This is a genomic window from Arthrobacter sp. Soil_C_49 (assembly GCF_057656635.1).
Genome location: NZ_JBDGJZ010000001.1, coordinates 212885 through 231148, shown reverse-complemented (window position 1 = coordinate 231148; position 18264 = coordinate 212885). Strand labels below are relative to the sequence as shown.

Here is an 18264-nt window from a genome sequence, read left to right as displayed (position 1 = left end):
GTAGAGGTTCGGGAAGCCCACCGGATGTCCGTTGTCAGTAATCATCCGACGTTTGTTCTGAGATAACGCTAAGAGCCGGCGGACCTTGAGCGGCACAGCATAGGACGCCAATGACGCAGGAAGCCATGCCAGAATCCTGATTACGGTGCTTCAGTGGCCCGCGTTGCCTGTGCAGCGGCAGCCCATGCCGGGTCGCGCCGTTCCACGAAAGCCAGGGCGCCCTCACGTGCTTCCGGTCCGCTTCGCAAGGGAGCAACGATTTCTTCCTGGGCAGCGAAGCGCGCCTCCGCCGCCGCATACCGCGACTCCGTAATGATGCGCTTGGCGGTCTTCATTGCCACGGGTCCGTTGAGCTGGATTTTCCCGGCGAGTTCGAGCGCGGTGTCGAGCGCTTTGCCCGGGTCCGTCAGCCTGTTGATGAGGCCGAGCTCGGCGAGGCGTGCCGCAGTGATGGGCTCCCCCAGCAGCGCCAGTTCCATTGCGATGTGATAGGGCATACGGTCCGGCAGGCGGAGCAGCCCGCCGCCGGCTGCGATGAGTCCCCGTTTTACCTCGGGCAGGGCAAACGACGCCGTTGAGCTGGCGACGATCAAGTCGCATGCAAGGGCAAGCTCAAATCCTCCCGCGTAGGCGTAGCCCTCGACGGCGGCAATGACAGGTTTCACCGGCGGCCGGCGGGTGATGCCGGCGAAGCCGCGTCCCTCGATGACCGGGACATCCCCTGCTGCAACCGATACGAGGTCGGCGCCGGCCGAGAAATATCCGCCTGCACCGGTGAGGATGGCGATGCTGGCAGAATCATCGGCATCAAATTCATCGAACGCGGCCGCAAGCGCGAGGGCGGTGGGCCGGTCAATCGCGTTGCGCTTGTGCGGACGGGTGATCGTTATGACGCGAACTCCTCCGGAGTTGCTGACGTGAACGCTCGGTTCATTGATGTTGTTGCTTACTGCCTCTTGGGGCTTGGTCTGTTGCATGGTCTTCCTTTGGATCGTTTGATGAGGAGAGAGCAACACGGTGCTGACTCCCTTGTCGGCGTATTTCAAATAGTGAATGTAGTTAGCGTGATACGATAGTAACACTGCTACGTTCCGCGAAAACTCTTTCCCGTCGTAGCCATAAACTCCGACGAAAAGAAGGGAAAAGCCCATGAAACCCGCACAAAGACTCCGGGAACTGCTTGCGGACTCCAAAATGATCATCGCGCCGGGAGCCTACGATGCACTCTCGGCGAAGATGATTGAGCAAGCCGGCTTCGACGTCGTGCTCATCGCCGGCGGCACCTACTCCAACTTCCACTACGGGGTGCCGGATAACGGCTTCATTTCCCAGGGCGAACTCATCGAGGCCGGCAGGCGCATCACGGCAATCACCGATCTGCCACTCATTCTCGACTTCGATGATGCAGGAGGATCACCTCTCCAAGCCTTCCGCGGCGTCCAGCTTGCCGAGCAAGCCGGCGTCGCAGCCCTGCTCGTCGAAGACATGGTGCCCGCAACGAAGCACTTTTGGACACCCAAAGACGGCGGAGAGCGCTGGAAGCCGCAACTCAAACTTCGCAGCGTCGAGGAAATGAGCAACATCATCCGTGCCTGCGTGGAAGCCCGGACGTCCCCGGACACGGTGATCGTTGCCCGCTCGGATGCCAGCCGCTTTGGCTTCGACAATCTCGCTGAGCGCATGGCTGCTTATTCTGCCGCCGGCGCAGACATGCTCTATCCGTGCGGCTACCCCCTTCTCGACTTGCCCAAGCTCTCGGCAGTCGTCCCTGGCAAGTACGTCATGGTGACCGTGAAGAATCCCACCCTGGAGGAGCGCCAGGAACTCGAAGACGCCGGCGTGAAGATGCTGCTGGTCATAAACACCGTGAACGGGGCCGTGGCAGGCTTCCGCGAGAATCTGTCCCTCCTGGCGCGTGGTGAGTTGCTCGAGGGTGAAGCAGAAGGCGGGGCTTACCTGCCCATCATGGAAGCAATCGATGCGGCAGAGTGGGCCCGGCGGGCCCGCCACTTCGGTTATTCCTGACAGATCTTCCAGACGCAACCGTTCCTGGCCGGGCTTTGGTTCCTGCCAGGAACGGTTTCGTCGTTTACAGCGATTCGCGTGGCGAACATCCAACGCCCTTGGTTAGCGCAGTTAAACAAGAGCAGAAAGCGCCGACGACATCTCAAGTCGTCGGCGCTTCCGTTTGCGTCAGGCGGGCGTCTTGACGCCTGCAGCGAGTTCCGGTCCGGTGAGCGGAGTCGGATTCCAGCCTTCGCCCATGGCAACAAGACCTTCGGTCATCATTCCGTGGCTGACCGCGTCATTCATGGTCTTCTTGAGCTCGTTCACCATGAGCATCCGGGTGGATCGCAGCGTCAGCGTAGGCTTCGCAGCCAGCATCCGTGCCAGCTCGTATGCCCGGGTGACTACCTGATCCTTGGGCACCACTTCGTTCACTGCACCCCATTCGTAGGCCTGCTGCGCAGTGATCTCCTGGCCGGTAAGGTGGAAGTACCGGCCGCGGTTCAAACCAATCACCAGCGGCCAGATAATCTGCATCCCGTCGCCGGGAATGTTCCCCTGGGAGAAGTGCGCATGATCGGCGAATACGGCATCCTCGGAAGCGATGACGATGTCGCAGAGCAGCGCCTGCTCATTGTGGTACCTTGCGGGGCCGTTTACTGCGGCGATCATCGGGACTTCGATGTCGAGGTGGCCCAGCACAAGGCGCTTGGCGTCGTGATGGAGGCCGAGCCAGATCTCGGGTGTGACCCAGTTCTTGTTTTCAATCGGGGCTTCCTTGTCGATGAAGGTGTCGCCCGCCCCGGTAATGATGACAACGCGGTTCCCCCTGTCCCTGCTGATGTCATCCCAGAGCGATGAAACGTTGTCATGGACTCCTACACCCCAGACCACGTCACTGCCATCCGTGTGGAACGTGACCAGCAGAATGCCGTCTTCATCACGCTCCAGTTTGATGTGCTGGTACTTGTCCTTGTAGTCATCAAACGTTATCCACGCCATCGTGAATCTCCTTATTTCTGTGATTGAGCAATGAGTTGCGGCTACATCACGACTTGTCCGGCTACCAACCGCACTCTCGTAATATGAACCTTATATACAAATAGCGCAAGTTCTCAATAGTAGAGATTGAAAAAGCGCCGGGAATAGCCATGTGTTCGGACCGCCTGTCATCAACTTCCCGGCGGTGGCAGGTCGAGTTCCGCCGGAATCATTGAGCTGTGGTCCGGCCTGCGTAAGCAAGAAGGGCGCGTTCCACGGCGTGGGGCTCGCTGCCGTCCAGGCGGGCAAGCACGTGACCGTCGGGCCGTACAAGGATGGCCTCGTCCCCGTTGACGCGGTAAGCGGCCGCCCACTCCGCCTCGGCAGCAACGAAGTCCCCCAAGTGCCCGAACGTCACCGAGCGGTGTGGAATGCCGTGGATCTCTGCTCGCCGGGCTGCCTCCCTTGCAGGCTCCGAACCGGAGCGCGAGAGGATGGTCAGTTCACGCCCGAACAGATCAAGCGTTGAGAGCGTGCCTTCAGCGTTGAGCCAGACGTGCGGGGCGCGCTCACCCACGGCGGCAGTCGGGGTGAAGGTTCCCACGGGCCAGCCGGCCTCCGGCGTTGTGGCTCCGACAACCGCACCGTGGTCGTAGCGGAATCCGATGTCCAAGCCGGGGTGCACAAAGTTTTCCGGGCGGAAGGAGCGCGGGCCTTCATCGGCGTTGCCCACAATGGACCGGAAGTTCCGCACAGCTTCAGCCATGTTGAACACCGCCACCGGCCGCCGCTCCACTTCATAGGTGTCCAGGAGGGCAGGATCCGCCCAGCCCTTGAGGACGGCAGCCAGCTTCCAGGCGACGTTATGGACGTCCTGGATGCCGGTGTTCTGGTTGAACCCGCCATAAGGAGGCATAACATGCACTGCGTCTCCAGCGAGCAGGACCCGGCCGGACTGGTAGCGGTCAGCCACCCAGGCGCCCACGGTCCAGGTCCGGGCGTCCATCAACTCCACCGACTCATCAGGATCGCCGATCGCGTCGCGTATTTGCGTCGTCCAGTCAATGTCTTCGAAGGCCATCCTGTCCATGACCAGCGGGCGGCCCAGCATCGCCACGCGGTCGGTTGCGTCCACGGGAGCGATCACCACAGCCCCGATCGTGTCCGGATTGTCGAGATAGATGAAGCTGGACGGGTCGCCCGTGCGCCGCTGGATGACAGGCGAACGGAACAGCACGCTCACCGCCGTCTGCAGGTCCTGATCCCCGGTGGTCCCGATCCCCAAGGCGGTGCGCACCTGGCTGGCGGCGCCGTCGGCTGCGATCACATACTTTGCTGCGACGACTTCGGGGCCCTTGTCACTGGTGACGGACACGAGGACCTCTGCCCCTGTGTCGTTCACCGTCGACACCGTCTTGCCGAACTGGAGGGTGACGCTGTCCTCGGCCTGCGCCGCGTCAACGAGGATGGGCTCAAGCGCGTCCTGCGAGCACAGAACTACGTCCAGCGTCTCCGGACCGAGGCTGGTGTCCGCGGGTCCACTCGCATGCGCGTTGCTGGTGACGACTGAGCGCCACGGCGATACGGCATCGCTTCCGAGCAGGCGGCGTGGTCCGCCGGGAAGCGCCGCTGCCCGAACTTCTTCGGTGAGGCCGAGTTCGCGAAACACCTCCATGGTGCGGCAACTGACCGCGCGTGACCTGGGGTGGCGCGACCGCTCGGTCCGTCGCTCGACCACGAGCGTGTCGACGCCGAACCGCCCCAGGAGGATCGCCGCCGAAAGCCCGACCGGACCGGCTCCGATGATCAGGACGTCGACGGTGCGCTTCGCGGGTTCGTTCCGCTGGTTCACTGGCTAACTCCTGCAAACTCCGTCAGTTCGGGCTCTGTGCTGCGGGAGTCCATGTACGTCAGTTGGCCGCACGGCTGCATCCTGGCGCGGAGCACGTCATCAAACGCCGCGCTGACATCAAGCGGTGTCCATGTCTCGCGGGTGAGGGCGGAGTCGACGATGGCGGGGTGTGACAGCAGCATCAGGTCATGCCCGTTCGCAAAGCGGACCACCTGGCCGTTTACTCCCTTGCTGAGGTCGGACAGGAGGTAGAGAACCACTGGAGCGTTCGTGGAAGGCGGCGGCGCAACAGGGTTTCCGCCAAAGAATTTCGTGTACGCCTCGGTTCCTGCCGTCATCATCGGTGTGTCGGCGTGGGGCGCCATGGCGTTGACCCGGATGTCTCCACCTTCGGCGCCGAACTCGGTGGCCCAGGCAAAGGTCAACGAGGCGATCGCCGCCTTGGCTGCAGCATAGGCGCTCATCATCCGAAGACCCACAACCGCGCCCGAGGTCACATTGACAATCGACCCCTGTCCCTCCATGGCTGCGAGACCGTGGACTGACATGAAGTAAGTACCGCAGACGTTGATGTCGACGTGGCGGCGAATGTGCTCGTGGGTCTCCTGTCCGGCAGTCACGGTCTCCAGGTAGCCGGCGTTGTTGACCAGGCCGTCCAGCTTCCCGAAGCGTTCCACCGCAGCAGCGACCAGCCGCTGGCAACTGTCCCAATCGGTGACGTCCGCCGCGACGGCTAATGCTTCCCCGCCCTCGCGGTTGATTGACTCCGCCACGGCCTCGGCGCTTTCAGCATTAATGTCGGAGACAACCACCCGGGCGCCTTCCGCTGCGGCTGCGCGCGCATACGCCTCGCCGAGGCCGCGGCCGGCGCCGGTAATGAGGACGTGCTTTCCAGCGAGGATTCGATCGCTAGTCATGGAGATGCTCCTTTGCATTCGTAGTCTGGACCGGGGATGCTTTTCCCCAATCCGTGGCATAGGTCGGATCGTGCGGATAGCGGTCACCGAAGTTGGAGGTGGGCGGGATGCCGAACAGCTCGGCGACGTCCGCTTCCGGGGCGAGTCGTTGCGCCCCATCCCAGACGCAAGTCCTCGCGAGCACCTTCCACTCCTCCTTACGCCGCTCGCACAGATCCCGGTAACGGCCAAACAGCAGGTCGGTAGGGCCGCCGTCGGCCGGCATGGCCAGGTAGATAAACGCCGTTTCACGCCTGGCCTGGTTGCCGTTCAGTTCAATGAGTATGTTGGTCACGTAGTGGCTGGCCTTGTGAGCGGACTCCCGCCGCATGGAATACACCCAGTCGCAGAAGTCATGGGACAGGCCCACGAACATGCCATGATCTTCAGTCGCTTCAGGCCAGTAGGTGGACTTCATCAGGTCAAGGTCTTTTCGGTCCATGCCCCGGCAATAGCGGATCATGTTCTCGTTCAAGTCCTGCTTGGCAACAAGGACACGCAGTTGCTGCAGTTCGGCGGCCCAGTCCACCGTGTTGCCGTTTTTCGACGCAGCCTCCTTCATCGGCTCAATCACTCCAGTCACCTACAAGCTCAGGGACAGGAGCAGCGCCTCGCCCTGCCCGCCTCCACCACAGAGGGCGACGGCGGCCTTGCCCCCTCCGCGGCGCTGGAGTTCATACACGGCCGAGACGACGACGCGTGCCCCGGAGGCGCCGATGGGGTGTCCGAGAGCAATGGCACCGCCGTTGACGTTGACCCTGTCCATCCCAATTCCGAGTTGCGCCGCAGAGTGGAGTCCAACGGAGGCGAACGCTTCGTTGATCTCCACGAAGTCCAGCTCCTCCACGGTCCAACCTGCGGTTCCGAGGGCCTTCTCAATGGCCTGGGCTGGTTTGTCCGGCAGTGATGTGTCCGGGCCGGCGATCTGTCCGTGTGCCCCGAGTACCGCCACGACGTCTAAACCGTGGGCTTCCGCATAGCCGCGTGTGGTCAGGACGACGGCGGCAGCGCCATCCGTGAGCGGCGAGGCGTTGCCTGCCGTCACGGTACCTGCGGGGGAAAACGCCGGCCGGAGTTTGCTGAGGGACTCGGAGTTGCTGTCCGGCCGGACACCCTCGTCGCTGCCTGCCAGTTCAGGCGCTCCCCGACGACGCGGCACCTTGACCGGAACTATCTCCGTATCGAAGTACCCTGCGTCCTGGGCCGCTGCTGCCCGCCGGTGGGAGTCTGCAGCGGCCTTGTCCTGCTCGGCCCGCCCGATGCCGAGTAAGTCATTGGCACGATCAGTGTTGAGGCCCATTGACTCGTGGTCGAAGGCATCGGTGAGTCCGTCGCGGGCAAGGGCGTCTGTCAGCGCGGCATCCCCGTAGAGATGCCCGGCGCGGGAACCGGGAAGCAGATGCGGGGCATTGCTCATCGATTCCTGTCCGCCTGCGATAACCACTTCCGCTTCCCCAAGCTGGAGCAGCCGGCTGGCTTCGATGATCGCGCTCAGCCCGGACAGGCACACCTTATTCACGGTGACGGCGTGGGCACTCAGCGGTATCCCCCCGGCTACCGCTGACTGCCGTGCGGGATTCTGGCCGGCCCCTGCCTGGATCACCTGGCCCATGACAACGGCGTCAACAGCATCAGCACTGATGCCTGCCCTGTCCAAAGCGGCAGCGATTGCAACACCGCCCAACTCGACGGCGGACACCGCGGCGAGCTGGCCCATCAACCTGCCCTGGGGAGTCCGGGCAGCCCCGACGATGACTACATCTTCCTTACGGTTCACTTCTGCTCCTTGGCCTGTGGCCACCGGGACTTTGGCACGGCTAGCTGTAGATGGCCCGGTTGAGCCGGACAAGGTACTCGAGGCTGACATCCGTGTAGCTCGTGAAGCGTTCTGTGATGGCCGAAATCACGATGTCGCGCCGTTGCGGGAGCCTGGCCCTCTCGGCGGCAGCAAGGGCCTCGGGTAATTTCTGGCGGGTGAGGTCGGTGCAGTAACTTGGCGCTCCGGGCTGCTGGCGCCAGGAGTCCGCCAGGGATCCGGCGTCGACGGCGTCAAACCCGGTCTCCTCGACGAGGGCCATCGCTACCGCCTTGTCGTGATCGCCGTCCGCGGCCACGGGGATGGCGATCCGATCGGGATCGCCCGCTTCCCGTCCCTTGACCTCGAAGGACCCCGCCGTGATAGCGTTCCAGGCCTTCGCCACCGGACGCCCGAGCTGTTCGGTAATCCAGACACTTTCGACCTGCCCGTCATCAAGGGCTTCCACCCGCCCATCACGCAGGGGGTAGTAGTTCGACGTATCGACAATTACTGCGCTGGCCGGGAGGTTCGTGATAAGGGTTTTCACCTCGGGCATCCGGCTGAGCGGTATGGACGTGATGAGGACATCGACGTCGGTGACAACGTCGCTGGCCTCGACTGGCCGAGCTCCTGCTGCCACAATGTCGGAGCTGATGGTTTCGGGGCCGCGGGAGTTTGCGACCTTAACATCGTGGCCGGCGCCACTCAGTTTGCGGGCGAGTGTCGCGCCTATCGAACCTGCTCCTAGAATGCCGATTTTCATGAAAGTCCTACTCGTTTGGTTGGCCGGTTATTGGTCCTGGCGTTGCTGCTCTTTACGGGTTCCAGCAGGCTCACCTGGAGACGTCTGCCGCGTTGGCAGGGAGGACCTCGTCCAGTTCCGGCGCCAAGTACACCATCTGGTCGCGGAACGACTCGCTCGCGTTGCGGAATGCCCGCAGCTCGCCGTCCTTCATGAGCGCCTCTCCGCTGTCGGCCCAGCTCTCGGGCGTGGGTGTTTCGACCTTCATGCGCGGCATGCCGGCAATGGCCACGCGGCCGGCTGCGACTCCGGCGATCTCAAACGTTTCGCCGAAAACTGTTGTGTCCTGGTGGGCCAGCCACGTTACGAAGGCAGACACCGAGCTGGCCGGCACCGTCGTGCGCATGGCGTCCTTGATGACGGGGTTGGGGAAGGCGTCCTCGGTCATCGGCGTCAAGGCAACCGGCATCAGGGTGGTGACTTGAACTCCGACCTCGCGGGCCTCTGCTGCGAGGGTGATGCCGAGTCCCCAGATGGCGGCCTTGGCGGCGTTGTAGGCTGAATCCGTCGGCACGCCCATGACCCCGTTTGACGAGATGTTGATAAGCCGGCCGCTGCCTGAGGCAATGAGGTGCGGCATGGCAGCACGGGAGACTCCGACAACGCCCTTGACGGCGACGTCGAAGATGCGCCACCACGTATCGGATTCCATCTCCCAGAAGCGTCCGAATGCGTTGATCCCGGCGTTGTTGACCACGATGTCGAGCTGCCGAAAGGAGTCGAGCGCGGTCTGGACGATCTCAGGCGCCTCGGTGACCACGTTATGGCTGTCAACCACTGCGGTTCCGCCTGCGTTGGTTATTTCGGCCACAGCTTCGGCCGCGTTCACCGCGTTGACGTCGTTGACGACGACGCGCGCGCCGCGGGAGGCGAGCATCTTTGCGTGCTCGCGCCCCATTCCCTGTCCTGCCCCGGTGACGATTGCCACTCGGCCCTTGAAATCAAGATTGTTCATTTTCAGTTGCTCCATTTCTTTTAAGCCGGATGACCGTGCCACTTACTTTCCGGCCAGCCAGCCGCCGTCGACTGCCAGGGAGATTCCGGTAACCATCCGGGCCTGCTCAGAGCAGAGCCACACAACCGCATCTGCCTGGTCCTCGGGTTCGGCCAGCCCGCGCATCGGGATTGCCGACAGAATCCTTTCCCGGAATTCGGGCGGGTTCTGCTCGAAGGCGTTTTTCATCATGGGACTCGTCGTCGACCCCGGGGTAAGGGCGTTGATGCGGATGCCAAGGGGGCCGTAGTCCATGGCCGCGTTCCTCGTGATCCCGACGACGCCGAACTTCGAGGCGGTGTACGGGGCATTGTTGGCGATTCCGACGAGGCCCGCCGCAGAAGCAGTGTTGACGATCGCACCGCCTCCGGTCTTCAGCATCGCGTTGACTTCGTGCTTCAGGCAGTAGAAGGTGCTGTACAGGTTCACCTTCATGACCCGGTCCCAGGTCGCGCTGTCGGTCTCCCCAATAGGTGCGAAGACCCCGTTCATCCCGGCATTGTTGAAAGCGAAGTCCAGCTGCCCGAAATTCGACACCGTCGCATCGACAAGGGCCTTGACCTGCTCCTCGTCGCTGACATCGCACTGGACCAAGACAGCCTTCCCACCAGATGCTGCGATGATCTCCACCGTTTCGCGCCCGGCTGCCTCATCAATATCGGACACCACTACGCGCGCGCCGTTCTTTGCGAACGCCAAGGCACCTGCCCGGCCAATGCCCGAGCCCGCGCCGGTAACGAGACCAGCTTTGTCCTGCATCATCAGTTTCTCCGCATTCACTAGTAGCTCTCCCCAACGTGCACGTTATTGTCATAATTACGGCGGGATTCCTGAGGGAGGAACCTGTCCTCGGTTTCACGCACATAGTCGGTGAGGGGACGACCAAACATTGCGCCCCAGCCGATGCTGTCGGGGCCATCGTTCAAGTGTTCGATGTAATCGCCGATGGGTGTTGCCTCGCCTGATTCCTTGACCTGCATCAGCAGGCGCCAGACCTCTTTTACCCCGGGAAGCACAAAAGCCACGGGCTGAATCGCCTGGCCAATCGCTGTCATCTGGGCAACGGTCTTACGTCCGATCAGCGGAACCCCGACGGCGTATGCCGGCCCGGGGGTCTCCTTCAACGCGAGTTCCGCCTGCTCCCAGGTATGGAATCCCTCGTAGAAGATGACGTCCGCACCGGTCTCGGCTTTGTAGAGCTGGGCGCGGCGGATCGCCTCGTCCACGCCGCCGCCGGCGGCACCGTAGCCGTCGGTACGGGACACGATAACGAAGTCGCTGTCCAACTTGTCCCGGGCATCGACGGCGGCGTTCAGTCGTCCGATCGCCTCGGCGTCCGAAACCAGTTCGATCCCGGCCACACCGCCCGATTTCTTGGGCTCCCGCTGGTCCTCAATGTGGATCCCGGCGACGCCCGCGTCGATGAACTCGGACACCGTGCGCTGCACGTTGATCGGCGCACCGAAGCCGGTGTCGGCGTCGCAATAGATGGGAATGTCAGCGGCGCGGGCAGTGCGCTTTGCATGCTCAACCACCTCGGTCAGGGTGAGCCATCCCGTGTCGGAGACACCCTGCCACCAGGCGGACATACCGCCGGAGAGCTGGAACGCGTCGAAGCCAGCGTGCTGCGCCATCTGCGCATGGAGCGGCAAGGCGCCGAACGGCACCAGCGCCGTCTCGGGACTGTCGAAGACTGCGCGAAGCGCTTTGCCGGGTGAGGTCAGGCTCACGACGCCGCCTCAGGGGTGTTGAATCCAACGGTGACGACGACATAGACGCAATCCTCGTCGTACGGGTTCTTCCAGGCATGCGGTACGCCGGCCATGACGAGCAAGTCTCCCGGAACGAGCGTGCGCTTCTTCCCGCCGGGGAGTACGAGGTCAACCTTGCCCGAGATGACCACCTCGTAGTCGATGGTGTCGCTCGCATGCATCCCGGCGTCGCCGTCGTCGTCGGTGGCGCTCATGCTTTCGTCCAAGGTAGCCGCGTCCACCTCGCCTGACGAGTGCGCCGGGAAACTGCTGATGCCGAAGGTGGATCCATTGGGTCCTGCCAGGGCGACTTTGCTTGGCGGGGCACCGAAGTTTGTTTTGCTGTGGCCCCCGTTCACGGCCCAGTAAAAGGCACCCGCTGCCACGCCGGGGAAGTCGAACTCGGCGGCCGGGCCGACGTCAAGGAAGTCGGCTTCGCCGGAGTCGTTCGTTCCCGCGACGACGAGCTGGAATTTTTTGGGATCAGGAAAACTCATCTGTGTTCACTCCTTTGTGGATGGACGATTCGTGGTCAGGCGCGGAGGCCTGCCTCGCGCATCAGCGGGAAGACCTGCTCGTTGAGCCGGTCGAGGCCCTCGTCATAGTCGACGAGGCCGGTGCAGATGCCGGTGATGCCTGAGGCCTGCAACTTCTGCAGCTCCTCGACCACCATCTCGGGGGTGCCCGTGATCGGCATGAGCGCCGCGCGGCCAAAGGCCCTCACGGACTCGTCACGCTTATAGTCCTCGGACTGCTTGTACTCATCCCAGTTGAAGCTCTGGGTGCCGCTGCGGATGATTTCGCGGTAGCGAAGCGCGCTCTCCCAGTCGGTGCTCTCTGTCACGTAATCGGCGTAGGCGCGTGCTTCCTTCTCGGTGTCCTTGACAATGATGTGCGCGCCCGCCCACAGGCCGAGGTCCTCGCGACCAGCCGCGTTGGCTTTCTGCCGGATTTTGGGCGTGAGCTCGCCGCTGTGCTCGACGCTGGCAACCGACGCGAACAGGACGTTTGCGTGCTTGAAGGCGAACTCCTGCCCTGCGGGGCTGGAACCGGCGCTCATCACCATCGGGCGGGGGGACTGCACGGGCTTCGGGTGCGCCTGCGCACCCTTCAGGTTGAAGAATTTACCGTCGAAGTCGAACTCCTGCTCCTCGTTGGCCCACAGGCGTTCGGCGATTTCAATCCACTCGTCGGCGAGCTCGTAGCGGACGTCGTGCTCCGGGAGCTCCACGCCGAAGATGTCGTATTCGGGCTTGAAGTAGCCCGCGGTTACGTTCAGCCCCATGCGGCCGCCGCTGATGTGGTCAATGGTGGTCACCATTTTGGCCCCCATCACTGGGTTGATGAACTGCACGTTGCAGGTGGCGATGATCTGGATGTTCTGCGTCACCGCGGCGAGTCCCGCCGCCCAGGTGAACGTCTCGAACTGGCGGCCCCAGGGCCGGTCCGGACCGGCGAGTCCCTGCCACCGGGCGATGGGAATGAAGCCGTCCACGCCGTACCGGTCCGCCTTCTGCGCGAGATGCTGCACTTCACCCCAGTTGCCAAGCTTGATGCTGTTGTCGGCGAAGTTCAGGCCGCCTTGCCCCGTGGACACGTTCGCCCCGAAGATCGCGACCTTGAAGGCGTTGTCGCCGCCAACCATTGGGCCATTGTCACGCTGGACTGTGTAATCCGCGACAAAGTCGCGGTCAACAAGGTGGTCGGTGGATGTTTCGTTGGATGCGATGCTCATAATCGCGGTCCTTTCGGGAAGAAGTGAAATTGGTGTTGATCGGGTTGGATTTCTTATACCGGCAGGCCCGGTTCAGATCTGGGATGCGTCCCCAAGGGTGTGCCAGCGCCGGTTGTGGTAAACAAGCGGACTTCCGGGTGCCACGTCGCCCGACAGTGCCGATGACGCCTGCAGTGCCTCGACGGCCACGATGGACGAACCGCCAGCGGCCATCGAGTTGATGATCCTGCCTCGGATCCAGGCTTGTGCCTGGACAAAGTAGGGCTCGCCTGTCTCCAGGCGCGACCAGAGAGAGGTGTCAGCAAAGCGGTCGATCCCGCTGGTGGCGCAGAGTTTGGCAATGTCCACTTGTTCAGCACTCAGTAGATGCACAACGACGGTGTCTGCGCCGAGAATGGTCGGAGTGCTGGACGAAAGTTCCGATACTGAGAATGCGAGGATCGCAGGTTCGGCACTGGCCGAAATGACAGACGTTGCTGTCAAGCCGACCGGCCCGTTGCCCGCATCAGCCGTGATGACAGCGACACCACCGGGATGGTTGCGGAATGCGGCCTTGAATTCGTTGGCAGTGATTGCCGGTTCAAGGCTTTGGGTGATGGATAAGCTCACCGGATCTCCTTTGATATCAGTGCGCCGGCTTCACTGCCGGCCCTTGCTCAGGGCTTCAACGTTAGGTGCGCAGGGAAGGTAAGTGGCATGGCAAGACATGCCAAACAGATGGGAAACTGCGTCATGCCGGGGCCGCTTGTAAATACATGGCGTGGGATGCAAAGCTGGTGACGTGCTTCACATGCCGAGCCGCTGCGACTGCTCGTCCTGAGTTCCTTTAGACGCCGGAGCGCCTCTTCGTCAACGGTGAAAGGGGGCAGCAGTGAAACTGAGCTCTTATCAGAATCTGCGATTACCCAACTTCAGCGTTCACGCACTATGCGAAGTGTTGAAGGACGCGGACCTTGATTGGCAAACTGCGCTCAGAAACGCGGAAATCGACCCCGATGCGATCGACCGCCACGGGGGCACTATTCCCGCGAAGAAGGAGTTGGCCTTCCAGCTGCAGTTCGTCGCTCTCACCAAAGATCGTGTCGACCTCTGGGTGAAGGCCGCGCAGGCCTACACGCTAGGGTCCTTCGGGGTTCGCGGATTGGCCCTTGCTACCGCGCCGACCATTGCCGCCTGGGTAGAAGCTGGCAGCTCAACGGACTATGCCCCCGGACTGATGGAAATTGCGCCGCTCCGGACGTTGGACGGCACGGTGACCGGCATGGAGTTCACCTATCCCGATACCCCTGCAGAGCTCATCCCGTTCAGCGTCTACCGCGATTTTTGCGTCATTGCCCGGACTTTTACGTGGATGTACGGGGCCCCTTTCCCCTTCACCAAGGTCGAATTCCCTCTTGCAGAAGCCTCCCCCGAGGTTTTTCCCTTCGTCCCGTGCGCCATCGACTGCGGATCCGACGCACTGCGCCTCTGGTGGGCTCCTGAAACATCGATGGAAGAACTCCCCTTCGGCAACACCTTTCAACACGAAGCGTGGCTCAAAGCGGATCACCAGATCCTTGACAATCTCAGGGCAACCGGCGACTGGCCGGACACTGTTATGAAGACCATCAGAGCCGCCCCAGAGCTGAACCGCAAACTGGCAAATGTGGCCGCAACACTGCGGGTCTCCCCCCGGACACTGCAACGCAAGCTCGAACTCACTGGAGACGACTTCGCCCAGCTCCGGGACAAAGCCCTGCGTGACCTCGCTGCCGATCTGCTTTCGAAAACGGATCACTCCATAGCACGAATATCCCGCACACTGGGCTACACAGACCCAACGAGCTTCACCATTGCCTTCAAACGATGGAATGGGATGCCACCGACGGTCTACAGGGAAGCATCCCGCTACAAGAACAACGCAAGGCCCAAGGCTTAGACGCCCTCGCTGATCATGGCGTCTGCGGCCCGTATCAGGGCAAGGTGGGAGAAGGCTTGTGGGAAGTTTCCCGCCATCCGTTTGTCGTACATGGAGTATTCTTCGCTGAGCAGGCCGAGGTCATTGCTAAGTCCCACCAGTGCGCCCATTAAATGCTTGGCGTCTTCCCGTCTGCCTGAGCGTGCGTACTGTTCCACCAGCCAGAAGGAGCAGGCAAGGAAGGGATGCTCCCCCGGCGCCAATCCGTCGACGCCGGTCTCGGTGCGGTAGCGCATCAGCAGACCCTCAGGAGTGAGTAGCTCCTTCTCCAGCTGGGCGACTGTTCCCAGCATCCGCACATCGTCGTAGGGGAGGAAACCGACCTGCGGCAGGACCAGCAAGGCCGCGTCCGTCTCCTCGCCGCCGTACGTCTGGGTGAAGGAGTTAAGGTCACGGTTGAATCCACGATCCGTTATTTCTGCGGCCAGGCGATCCCGATGCTGCTCCCAGTGTCCGATCGGCCCAGGAAGTCCGTGGTCCCGGACAGCCCGTACGCCGCTGTCATATGCTGCCCACATCATGACCCGGGAATGCGTGAAATACTGCGGAGCGCCCCGCATTTCCCACAATCCCAGGTCCTTGTCTTCGAAGTGTTTGTCCACTGATCCCAGGAGGGCACGCTGCAGGGCCCAGGAGAAATGGTCCTCCTTGCCCCCGGCCAGGCGGAGCCTCTCCAGTACCACCATCACCTCCCCCACAACATCGGCCTGATGCTGGAAGACGGCCGCGTTGCCGATTCGAACGGGTTTGGCGTCCTGGTAACCAGGCAGGTGCGGGAGTTCCTTTTCCGTCAGGTCGCGTTCGCCCCCTACGCCGTACATTATTTGCAGTTTTTCCGGATCCCCCGCGAGCGCACGCAGAAGCCAATTCCGCCATTTCAGGGCTTCGGATTCGTAGCCGTGTGTCAACATGGCTTCGAGTGTCAACGACGCATCGCGCAGCCAACAATAGCGGTAGTCCCAGTTGCGGGGTCCGCCAAACTCCTCCGGCAGGGAAGTGGTGGGAGCAGCAACAATGCCGCCCGTCTCATAGTGGGTTAGAGCACGCAAGACCAGAAGTGAACGTTTGACCGCACTGTGATAGGGCCCCTCGTAGCGGCAATTGCCTGCCCATGTGGTCCAGTAGTGGATGGCGTCGTCCAGGGCTGCGTCAATGTTGATGGCCGGCGGCACGTCCTGGTAGGAAGGGAACCATGTCAGGTGGAAGTCCACATTCCGTCCCTGCTGAACCGTGAACTCCCCTGCGTGCCGGTGGTCTTCGGCCTGCGGAAGAGGGGCGCCCCGCAAAGACAGAGCGTCCGGACCGGACATGGCGAGAAGTATTTCCGCTCCGGGGTCTGCACTGTCGCGGATCCTGCTCACCCACGGCAGGACGGTGGCGTACTGGGGCCGAATCCTTATCTCCTGATGCATAGGAACTGTCCCGCTGAGTCCGGTGACCCGGCGGACGAGTGATGGCTGGGCGCCACCTACTGGCATGAAGTCCGTCACCATCACCTTGCCCGAATTGGTCTGCCACTTCGTTTGCAGTACGAAGGTCGAGCCCACATAGTGACGATCCGTCACGACGGCCTCCGGCGACCCCGGGGCTAACAGCCACCGGCCATGGTCTTCATGCCCGAGCAGGGAGGCAAAGACAGAGGGCGAGTCAAAACGCGGGAAGCAGAGCCAGTCCACACTGCCCTGCCGGGAAACAAGGGGTCCGGTGTGGAGATCCGACAGCAGCGCATAATCCTCAATCGGGGCAGCCATGCTTCACTCAACCACAAGATGAAAGATCCCCATAGGCCTTGCGGCCAAAGCTACGAACGCAGGGTCAATTACCGTGCTTGCCCATTGCGTTGGCCCGGTGCGCAGACAAAGAACTGCGGCTGCGCGACCGGTGCAAACGGAACAATGAGCCACTGGTTGCCGTAGAGCTCCACGTAGGAGTCGGAAGGGCAAAGTGTGAAGGCTTCTTCGCGTGTCATCTCGTTCCCTCTCCTTTTTGCGTTGTTCGGCTCCACTGCGGAGCCTTGTTCAGCTTCAACGTTAAGAGCCTGCCGCGCTGGACCGGCATGACAAGGGACGCCAAGTAGATGGGAAACTGCGCCAAACGTGACCGCTTGTGTGTTGGTGGCCCGCCGGGGGTGCAAAGCTACTGACGTACTGCACGAGCCTTCTGATACTCGGATTGCCGTCGCGCTTTCGAGCAGGGGCCCGTCCCTCCACAAAGACGAGGAGAGCGATGCATCCCCGAACCGGTCCTGAACTTACTGAGGCGCTCCGCCATGCCTGCGCCAGAAGGTGGCAAGGGTGAAAGGCGGAACCTATCAGAACCTGCGGGTACCAAACTTCAGCGTTCACATACTGCGTGGACTGCTTGAGGATGCGGACCTGGATTGGCAGACCGCGCTGGCGAATGCGGAAATAGATCCCGATGCGGTGAACCGGCCCGGAGGCACTATTCCTGCGAGGAAGGAGCTGGCTTTCCAACTTCAGTTCGTTGGTCTCACACAAGACCGTGTCGATCTCTGGGTGCGGGCCGCGCGTGCCTACTCACTGGGCTCCTTTGGGGTTAGAGGATTGGCGCTGGCTACTGCGCCGACCATTGAGGCATGGGTAGACGTTGCAAGTACCACGGACTACGGCCCTGCCCTGTTCGAGCTGGCATCGCTGAGGACACCGGACGGCGCGGTAACCGGCATGGAGTTCACTTACCCAGATGCCCCGGAAGAGTTGGTCCCGTTCAGCGTTTACCGCGACCTTTGTTTCATTGCCCGGAATTTCACCTGGCTCTACGGCAGCCCCTTTCCCTTCACCCGGATTGAATTTCCTCTCGCAGAAGCTTCCCCCGAACTTTCGGCGAACGTCCCGGGCAGCATCGACTGCGGCGCCGAAACGCTGCGGTTATGGTGGGACCCGGCAACGTCAGCGCAGGAACTTCCGTTCGGTAACGCCTTTCAGCACGCGGCATGGATTAAAGCGGATACCCAGATTGTGGACACTCTCAAGGCGACAGGAGACTGGGCCGACACTGTAGCGAAAACCATAAGGGCGGCCCCCGAGCTCAACCGCAAACTGGCAAATGTGGCCGCAACACTTCGGGTTTCCCCCCGGACCCTGCAACGCAAGCTCGAACTCACTGGGGACGACTTCGCCCAGCTCCGGGACAAGGCTTTGAGCGACCTCGCCGCCGATTTGCTCTCGAACACGGATCTTTCGGTGGCGCGGATATCGCGCAAACTTGGTTACACAGAGCCGGCCAGCTTCACCATTGCATTTAAGCGGTGGAAGGGGATGCCGCCGTCGGCCTACCGGGAAGCTTCCCACTACAAAACCAACGCCAAATCCAGAGCTTAAGCCTGCCACCGCGTCCTCCCAACCCTGACGCACCTTGGCGTACTTTCCCATGTGAACGGCGTTGAATGCCGTGCCGGACGGGGGCCGGCC

18 protein-coding genes are annotated in these 18264 nt (G+C 62.1%); 3 read left to right on the top strand and 15 right to left on the bottom strand.

The features are described from left to right. Nucleotides 1-140: 140 nt before the first annotated feature. A complete protein-coding gene (locus AC3A4Z_RS01055; RefSeq protein WP_498709455.1) occupies nt 141-977 on the bottom strand; it encodes a crotonase/enoyl-CoA hydratase family protein in 837 nt (278 codons plus the stop codon). Nucleotides 978-1149: 172 nt separating this feature from the next. Between AC3A4Z_RS01055 and AC3A4Z_RS01050 the strand changes: the two genes are divergently transcribed. Continuing rightward, complete coding sequence (locus tag AC3A4Z_RS01050; RefSeq protein WP_104187860.1) at nt 1150-2025, top strand: isocitrate lyase/PEP mutase family protein; 876 nt, start codon at nt 1150-1152, stop codon at nt 2023-2025. Nucleotides 2026-2193: 168 nt separating this feature from the next. Here AC3A4Z_RS01050 and AC3A4Z_RS01045 read toward each other — a convergent pair whose 3' ends face one another. From AC3A4Z_RS01045 to AC3A4Z_RS00990, 12 genes are all read right to left on the bottom strand, one after another. Further along, entirely contained in the window at nt 2194-3009 is an 816-nt protein-coding gene (locus tag AC3A4Z_RS01045; protein ID WP_104187857.1) for an enoyl-CoA hydratase/isomerase family protein, read from the bottom strand. Nucleotides 3010-3217: 208 nt separating this feature from the next. Continuing rightward, nucleotides 3218-4840: an FAD-dependent monooxygenase gene (locus tag AC3A4Z_RS01040; RefSeq protein WP_498709452.1), complete on the bottom strand. Its 1623-nt coding sequence runs from the start codon at nt 4838-4840 to the stop codon at nt 3218-3220. Then, entirely contained in the window at nt 4837-5757 is a 921-nt protein-coding gene (locus AC3A4Z_RS01035; RefSeq protein ID WP_498709451.1) for an SDR family NAD(P)-dependent oxidoreductase, read from the bottom strand. The genes AC3A4Z_RS01040 and AC3A4Z_RS01035 overlap by 4 nt, the downstream gene beginning before the upstream one ends. Then, on the bottom strand, nt 5750-6370 hold the full coding sequence (locus AC3A4Z_RS01030; RefSeq protein ID WP_498709450.1) for a nuclear transport factor 2 family protein: 621 nt from the start codon (nt 6368-6370) through the stop codon (nt 5750-5752). The genes AC3A4Z_RS01035 and AC3A4Z_RS01030 overlap by 8 nt, the downstream gene beginning before the upstream one ends. 9 nt (nt 6371-6379) lie before the next feature. After that, entirely contained in the window at nt 6380-7573 is a 1194-nt protein-coding gene (locus AC3A4Z_RS01025; protein ID WP_498709448.1) for an acetyl-CoA C-acetyltransferase, read from the bottom strand. A 40-nt stretch (nt 7574-7613) separates the two neighbouring features. Beyond that, nucleotides 7614-8357: an NADPH-dependent F420 reductase gene (locus AC3A4Z_RS01020; RefSeq protein WP_498709447.1), complete on the bottom strand. Its 744-nt coding sequence runs from the start codon at nt 8355-8357 to the stop codon at nt 7614-7616. 70 nt (nt 8358-8427) lie between these two features. After that, nucleotides 8428-9351: an SDR family NAD(P)-dependent oxidoreductase gene (locus tag AC3A4Z_RS01015; RefSeq protein WP_498709446.1), complete on the bottom strand. Its 924-nt coding sequence runs from the start codon at nt 9349-9351 to the stop codon at nt 8428-8430. 42 nt (nt 9352-9393) lie between these two features. Beyond that, the gene (locus tag AC3A4Z_RS01010; protein WP_498709445.1) at nt 9394-10152 is read right to left on the bottom strand and encodes an SDR family NAD(P)-dependent oxidoreductase; all 759 of its coding nucleotides are present in this window, start codon (nt 10150-10152) and stop codon (nt 9394-9396) included. Nucleotides 10153-10169: 17 nt separating this feature from the next. Continuing rightward, nucleotides 10170-11120, bottom strand: coding sequence for an isocitrate lyase/PEP mutase family protein (locus AC3A4Z_RS01005; RefSeq protein WP_498709442.1), 951 nt, complete (start codon nt 11118-11120; stop codon nt 10170-10172). Further along, nucleotides 11117-11638, bottom strand: coding sequence for a cupin domain-containing protein (locus AC3A4Z_RS01000; RefSeq protein ID WP_498709441.1), 522 nt, complete (start codon nt 11636-11638; stop codon nt 11117-11119). The genes AC3A4Z_RS01005 and AC3A4Z_RS01000 overlap by 4 nt, the downstream gene beginning before the upstream one ends. Before the next feature lie 35 nt (nt 11639-11673). Beyond that, complete coding sequence (locus AC3A4Z_RS00995) at nt 11674-12876, bottom strand: LLM class flavin-dependent oxidoreductase (RefSeq protein WP_498709440.1); 1203 nt, start codon at nt 12874-12876, stop codon at nt 11674-11676. Between the two features lie 72 nt (nt 12877-12948). Further along, nucleotides 12949-13485 (bottom strand): flavin reductase family protein, encoded by a 537-nt coding sequence (locus AC3A4Z_RS00990; RefSeq protein ID WP_498709439.1) that lies wholly within the window; start codon nt 13483-13485, stop codon nt 12949-12951. Between the two features lie 262 nt (nt 13486-13747). On the opposite strand from AC3A4Z_RS00990, the gene AC3A4Z_RS00985 reads away from it, so the two are divergent. After that, entirely contained in the window at nt 13748-14794 is a 1047-nt protein-coding gene (locus tag AC3A4Z_RS00985) for an AraC family transcriptional regulator (protein ID WP_498709438.1), read from the top strand. On the opposite strand, the gene AC3A4Z_RS00980 is transcribed toward AC3A4Z_RS00985, so the two are convergent. Both AC3A4Z_RS00980 and AC3A4Z_RS00975 read right to left on the bottom strand, forming a co-directional pair. Continuing rightward, the gene (locus tag AC3A4Z_RS00980; RefSeq protein WP_498709437.1) at nt 14791-16584 is read right to left on the bottom strand and encodes a glycoside hydrolase family 15 protein; all 1794 of its coding nucleotides are present in this window, start codon (nt 16582-16584) and stop codon (nt 14791-14793) included. The genes AC3A4Z_RS00985 and AC3A4Z_RS00980 overlap by 4 nt on opposite strands. Nucleotides 16585-16652: 68 nt before the next feature. After that, complete coding sequence (locus AC3A4Z_RS00975) at nt 16653-16802, bottom strand: hypothetical protein (RefSeq protein ID WP_498709436.1); 150 nt, start codon at nt 16800-16802, stop codon at nt 16653-16655. A 325-nt stretch (nt 16803-17127) separates the two neighbouring features. Here AC3A4Z_RS00975 and AC3A4Z_RS00970 point away from each other — a divergent pair, with 325 nt between their 5' ends. Beyond that, nucleotides 17128-18174, top strand: a complete 1047-nt coding sequence (locus tag AC3A4Z_RS00970; protein WP_498709435.1) for an AraC family transcriptional regulator — start codon at nt 17128-17130, stop codon at nt 18172-18174. The last annotated feature ends 90 nt before the right edge of the window (nt 18175-18264 follow it).